A 5564-nucleotide genomic window follows, 5' to 3' on the forward strand; every position below is an offset into this window, starting at 1 on the left:
CTTTGATAAATCAGTCACTTGCATAAAGTTGAAAATGGGATATTTAAAATTATTTCAATCAAGACAAATAAAACAAACACCACACCGCACACACGCCCAAGACAATTCCCATGCCGTTGATTTTTGAGATTTTTTCTTTAAAAATAAATAACCCCACAACCGCTCCCAAGCATATCACGCCGATATTCATGCCGGCAAATACCAAGGTTGGGTCATCTTTATAGGCTTGATGTGCTTTGATATAAAATAAAATATTAAAAAAGTTTAATGCCCCAAGCAAAATCCCACTAATCAAACTTTTACCCTGCCATTTGGTTTTATTGATTATTAGATAAATAAACAATAAGACAAATGCCAATATAAAACTAATCAGTAGCGTATTAGGAAATGCATTGCCCAATTTTGCCATTTGTTTAAATAAAATATCAATCACGCCATAGCCTGCCCATACCCCGCCTAATATCAGGGCGGTGTTTTTGATATTTAATGAATTATCCGTTTTGGCGTGGCTGTTTTTTGGATTGGGCTTATAAGTTAGGGCAATGAGTGATGAAAAGGCCAATATAATACCCACGCCTTTGGCAAGCGTTAGACTTTCGCTAAAAATGGTAAATGACGCCAATATCGGCAAAAATAACGCCAAACGTTGTGCCACGTCCGATTTGGCAATGCCGACTAATTGCACCGCCTTTGCCATGATGATAAATACGCTCGGCAACAGCACGCCCAAGGCGATGACGATAAATGCCCCATTTGCCATGATGTCGCCAATATTAACACTGGGCTTTAATAAAAAAATACATAAAATAATGGCGGTGATATAATTCATCAAAATGGCTTGGGCAATATCAATATCTTGACGGCGTGCCACTTTTAAAAAAATAGACACCAACACACTGGCACAAATGGCAGAGATTAGAAAAATCATGGATGAAATATTTTGTTACAAATTGCCGTGATATTATAACCATGATTGGGCGTTTGTCAAGTGGCGTGAAGGGTTGTTCATCAAATTAACCAAGATGTCCGCCCTTTTATCCAATTCTCCATTTGAAATCATCAATATGATGTGTGATAATAAAGCATCAAACTTAACAAGGACACAGCATGATAAACATAAAAATTTCTATTCTTTTATTCATAATGTTACTTTCTGCCTGCACCAATCACAATCAAAATTCCAAAAACACGATTGAACATGATGTCAATATCACCAATGGCAACAAAGATAACAACAAACCACCGCCAGCATTACCAACCAATGATGAATTATTAAGCTCCCTAAAATCTAGTGATTGGCAAAAATTAGCGTTAACTTATGAAAATATATCCAATAAGTGGTGATTGATTGTAGTAAGTGATATAAATTTTAACAGCCTAAATTTGCCGATTGTTAAAAAAGATGATTTTATATTGATTTTTGAAAAAAGTGTAGAATTAGACAATCATTGGATATACATGCCCAATAATTGCAACAGCATGGATGGTGAATTTGTACTCACCAAGACGGGCATAAAAATTCAAGGTAGCCTACCAACAACTGAAATGGCTTGCTCACCACTACCTAAAGATTTAGATGACAACATTATCCATACTGTTATTTTAAATGGTGATTATGAAATTTATCAAAAAGACACGCAAAAGATTTTAAAAATAACCCACAATCATCAATATTGGTTATTTACCAAAAACACCCAATCATAAAAAAACCACCATTAAATAACAGTGGTTTTAAAAAAAATCACACAAGCCTAGCACTCGCCAATTGGGTCAATTGATACAACGCATGGCGGTATTTGTTATCAGGCAGTTTCATGAGAGCCGTTTGGGCAAGGCGAGTTTCGTCCAACGCCCGATTTTTACAGTATTCCAACGCCCCTGATGATTTCACCAAGCCGATGAGCGTCTCGGCATTGTCTGTTTTGCCTGTTTGTACGGCGATTCTTAACTTGTCATAGTCATCGCTATTAGACTGTTTTAGGATTTCTAAGGTTTTGATAATCGGCAAAGTCGGCTTACCTTCAGCTAGGTCATCGCCCAGATTTTTGCCCATCGTTTGGCTGTCACCCATAAAGTCTAGCACGTCATCAATCATCTGAAAGGCATTGCCAAAATGTTGCCCAAAATCGGACAAATTGGCAAGCAATTCTTTATCATCATGCTTACCATGAAGCAAAGCCGAACTCACACACGCCATCATAAAAAGCCGTGAAGTCTTGCCATCAATGATTTGTAGATAATCGCTTTCGGTGGTTTCAATGTTGTGTTGGTGTTGTAATTGTAACACTTCGCCTTCGGCAATGTCGCACGTCCCATCCGAGAACAGCTTTAACAACGTCATGTCGCCAAAACCCGTCAAAAGGTTAAACGAGCGTGCGATAAGATAGTCGCCCACCAGCACAGCCGTGGCGTTGTTCCAAGTGGCGTTGGCGGTCGGTCGCCCCCGTCTCATGCCAGACTCATCAATCACGTCATCATGCACGAGCGTGGCAGTGTGGAGCATCTCAGTAATCGCCCCAAGTTCTAGGCTTGGCTTGTACTGCTCATCCTTTATCATGCGTGAGATAAGCAAGGTCATCAAGGGTCGCATACGCTTACCGCCTGCGTTGATGACGTGATCGGACACCTTCATGATGAGCTGAACTTTGGACTTTAGCGAGCCAAAAACCTGCTTGTCCATGACGGCAAAATCATCGGCAACAACGGATAAAATCTCAGAATACGTGGGCGTGGTCATTGTCATTCTCAAAACTAAAATGGGACTATGATAGCACATTTGAGGGCATTGGGCAAAAGGGTTATTTGGCAGATTGCGTGTCTTGATTGTCCGATTGACGTTCGGCAAGCCGTTCTTCGGCGGTGTCATAGACAGCATTTTTCTCACGCTTACCCACCGCGATGACAAACACCACCACTTTATCATCTTCAACTTGATACACAAGGCGATAACCTGCCGAGCGTAATTTGATTTTGTATAAATTTTGTCCACCGCTTAGGCGATTGGCGATGATGTGCGGATTTTGTAGTAAATTAACCCCAATTCGCACCAATTCTACATTTTGAAAAATGTTTTGTAGGGTCGTGCTGAGCACGCCCTATAAACATAATATATCATCAAGGGCGTGTGCAACACGCCCCTACACTGGTGTATTTTGAAGTTAAACGAGTATATAATACCTTAGCCAATTTCTTTTTAAACTGCATTTTATGGTGTCGCCCAGTTTTTGCCATTCTTTTAAGGCTCGCTCGTCAAATTCTAATTCATACATTAATTCGCACATTAAAACTCGTCCAAACTGACTTTGATGCGTGGGGCAGGATTATCAAGGCGTTCTTTGGCAAGGGCTAAAAGCTCACTGTCTTCATCGGTCAAAACCACCGTCTTAAAGGGTATTTTTTTGTGATAAGCCACATATTGCAAGGTTTGGCGGATAAGCTCGGACGGTGTCACGCCAAGTTCTTGCAATGCCAAAAATGATTGGGCTTTTAGGTCATCGTCCACACGAGCCACGATAGTTGCCATAATATACCTATTTGTCTATAAATTTGTCAATACAATTATAACACAACTTTTTTATCTTTCAAGAATAACCATAAATTATCAATTTATAAAAATCCATAAACTATTTTTAAAATTTTTGCCCTTTTTCTCACTTTTCATCTTGTCAAACGGTGTAAAACTGTGCATAATACCCCTTTGACCAAACCCAATAAATACAGGCAGGTATTATGTCTTTTTTAACCCACCATACAGAAATTGATGATGTGAATATTGAAAAAATCACACCCCTAATCACCCCCGCCGAACTAAAACGCACCTACCCCCTATCTAGTCAAGCATTTAGCACCGTGCTACACGGTCGCAAGGTCATCGAAGACATCTTGGACGGCGTGGACAAGCGTATCTTGGTTGTCGTTGGCCCTTGCTCTATCCATGATGTTGCCGCCGCTCATGAGTATGCGGACAAATTAAAAGTGTTGGCGGACGAGCTAAAAGACGAGCTGTTCATCGTCATGCGTGTATACTTTGAAAAGCCACGCACCACCACAGGCTGGAAAGGGCTTATCAATGACCCGAACATGGACGACAGCTTTGACATCGAAAAAGGGCTTGGCATGGCTCGTAAGCTACTTTTGGAATTAAACGAAAAAGGCTTACCCTGTGCCACCGAAGCCCTTGACCCCAACACCCCCCAATACATGCAAGACTTGATTAGCTGGTCAGCCATCGGAGCCAGAACCACCGAATCACAAACCCACCGTGAGATGTCAAGTGGTTTGTCTTGCCCTGTCGGTTTTAAAAACGGTACGGACGGCTCCATGACCGTAGCGGTCAATGCCATGCAGGCGGTCAGCTCAGGGCATAGTTTCTTAGGCTTGTCATCAGACGGACAAGTGTCTATCATCAAATCTAAAGGCAACAAATACGCCCATGTGGTACTTCGTGGCGGTAACGACCAGCCCAACTATGACGAAACCGCCATCGCCGCCGCCGAAAACGAGCTTGCCCGTGGCAAAACCAACGGCAAAATCATGGTAGACGCCAGCCACGCCAACTCTGGCAAAGACCCCTACTTACAGCCCATGGTTATCCAAAACATCGCAGGGCAAATCCAAAAAGGCAACAAATCTATCATGGGTCTCATGATTGAAAGCCACCTAAAAGGCGGTCGCCAAAATATCCCTGCCGACCTAAGCCAATTGGAATACGGCAAATCGGTAACGGACGGTTGCTTAGATTGGGACAGCACGGTGGACGTATTACGTCAATTTGCCAAAGACGTCAAAGAGCATTTGCCAAATCGTTAAAACTGGCGGTAAAAACCTTAAATCCATAAATAAAGGCGGAGCGATTCGCCTTTATTATTTTATATTCAATAAAGGCATTAGTCCAAAAAGTATGTCAAACTAGGGTTTACAGGAAGTTTGTTTTACAGCTAATAAAATTGAATTTTGCTACGGAAACCGTTCACCCTGAGCTATGCCTGCGGGTCGGTTTCCGTCATGGTTCGACTTAGCTCACCACGAACGGAAACCGTAGCACTTTTTCATTTTGTAGAGTGTACCACTAGATAAGGCTTTAAAAAGGTCAGATAAATGTTAAATTTAATTCATCTGAGTATGTAGGGGCGAATCATATTCGCCCAATTCAATTTTTCAATTTTTCAATTTTTCAATTTTTCAAAATATTTTAAGTACAATAATTTTTTTTAATCAATTTATTTTATAGTCATTTAACTTCAAAATACACCAATGACAGTAGCAACTGTATCCCATAAAAAAGACACAGCCTTCAACAATCATTCAACACAGCAGATTAACAACAACGTAGATGATAATCTGCCTGCCACACACTGTCATTTTTGACAATGGCGTTAATGACGGTTAGAAGTTTACGCATACAAGCGTTGATGGCAACTTTAAATGGTTTGCCTTTGTTTATCAAACGCTCATAAAACTGTTTAAATTTAGGTTCATGTTGTCTTGCCACATTGGTGGCATTGTACAAGACATTACGAACCGATTGCCTACCCCCTGTACAGTGGCTTTTCCACTTCATGGTG

8 protein-coding genes and 1 pseudogene are annotated in these 5564 nt (G+C 41.0%); 3 read left to right on the top strand and 6 right to left on the bottom strand.

Annotation, left to right across the window (positions count from 1 at the left end; genetic code table 11):
- Positions 1-58 precede the first annotated feature (58 nt).
- Positions 59-928, bottom strand: coding sequence for a hypothetical protein (locus B5J94_RS04850; RefSeq protein WP_062501014.1), 870 nt, complete (start codon positions 926-928; stop codon positions 59-61).
- A gap of 179 nt (positions 929-1107) precedes the next feature.
- Between B5J94_RS04850 and B5J94_RS04855 the strand changes: the two genes are divergently transcribed.
- Together B5J94_RS04855 and B5J94_RS04860 are read left to right on the top strand one after the other, a co-directional pair.
- Positions 1108-1344: a hypothetical protein gene (locus tag B5J94_RS04855; RefSeq protein ID WP_062501017.1), complete on the top strand. Its 237-nt coding sequence runs from the start codon at positions 1108-1110 to the stop codon at positions 1342-1344.
- The gene (locus B5J94_RS04860; RefSeq protein WP_062501019.1) at positions 1345-1704 is read left to right on the top strand and encodes an META domain-containing protein; all 360 of its coding nucleotides are present in this window, start codon (positions 1345-1347) and stop codon (positions 1702-1704) included.
- A gap of 37 nt (positions 1705-1741) precedes the next feature.
- Here B5J94_RS04860 and B5J94_RS04865 read toward each other — a convergent pair whose 3' ends face one another.
- The 4 genes from B5J94_RS04865 to B5J94_RS04875 form a co-directional block, all read right to left on the bottom strand.
- Positions 1742-2737 (bottom strand): polyprenyl synthetase family protein, encoded by a 996-nt coding sequence (locus B5J94_RS04865; protein WP_211271057.1) that lies wholly within the window; start codon positions 2735-2737, stop codon positions 1742-1744.
- A gap of 61 nt (positions 2738-2798) precedes the next feature.
- A complete protein-coding gene (locus B5J94_RS04870) occupies positions 2799-3092 on the bottom strand; it encodes a type II toxin-antitoxin system RelE family toxin (protein ID WP_062501024.1) in 294 nt (97 codons plus the stop codon).
- Between the two features lie 66 nt (positions 3093-3158).
- Positions 3159-3281 carry a hypothetical protein gene (locus B5J94_RS14965; protein ID WP_255216941.1) on the bottom strand — a complete coding sequence of 41 codons (123 nt, stop codon included), beginning with the start codon at positions 3279-3281 and terminating at the stop codon, positions 3159-3161.
- On the bottom strand, positions 3281-3523 hold the full coding sequence (locus B5J94_RS04875) for a type II toxin-antitoxin system RelB/DinJ family antitoxin (protein ID WP_062501025.1): 243 nt from the start codon (positions 3521-3523) through the stop codon (positions 3281-3283). The genes B5J94_RS14965 and B5J94_RS04875 overlap by 1 nt, the downstream gene beginning before the upstream one ends.
- A gap of 206 nt (positions 3524-3729) precedes the next feature.
- On the opposite strand from B5J94_RS04875, the gene B5J94_RS04880 reads away from it, so the two are divergent.
- Complete coding sequence (locus tag B5J94_RS04880; protein ID WP_062501027.1) at positions 3730-4809, top strand: 3-deoxy-7-phosphoheptulonate synthase; 1080 nt, start codon at positions 3730-3732, stop codon at positions 4807-4809.
- Positions 4810-5317: 508 nt separating this feature from the next.
- On the opposite strand, the pseudogene B5J94_RS14085 reads toward B5J94_RS04880, so the two are convergent.
- Positions 5318-5564 (bottom strand): annotated as a pseudogene (locus tag B5J94_RS14085) (IS110-like element ISSm3 family transposase); the annotation flags it as partial.

It is taken from the genome of Moraxella lacunata (assembly GCF_002027545.1).
GTDB lineage: Bacteria > Pseudomonadota > Gammaproteobacteria > Pseudomonadales > Moraxellaceae > Moraxella > Moraxella lacunata.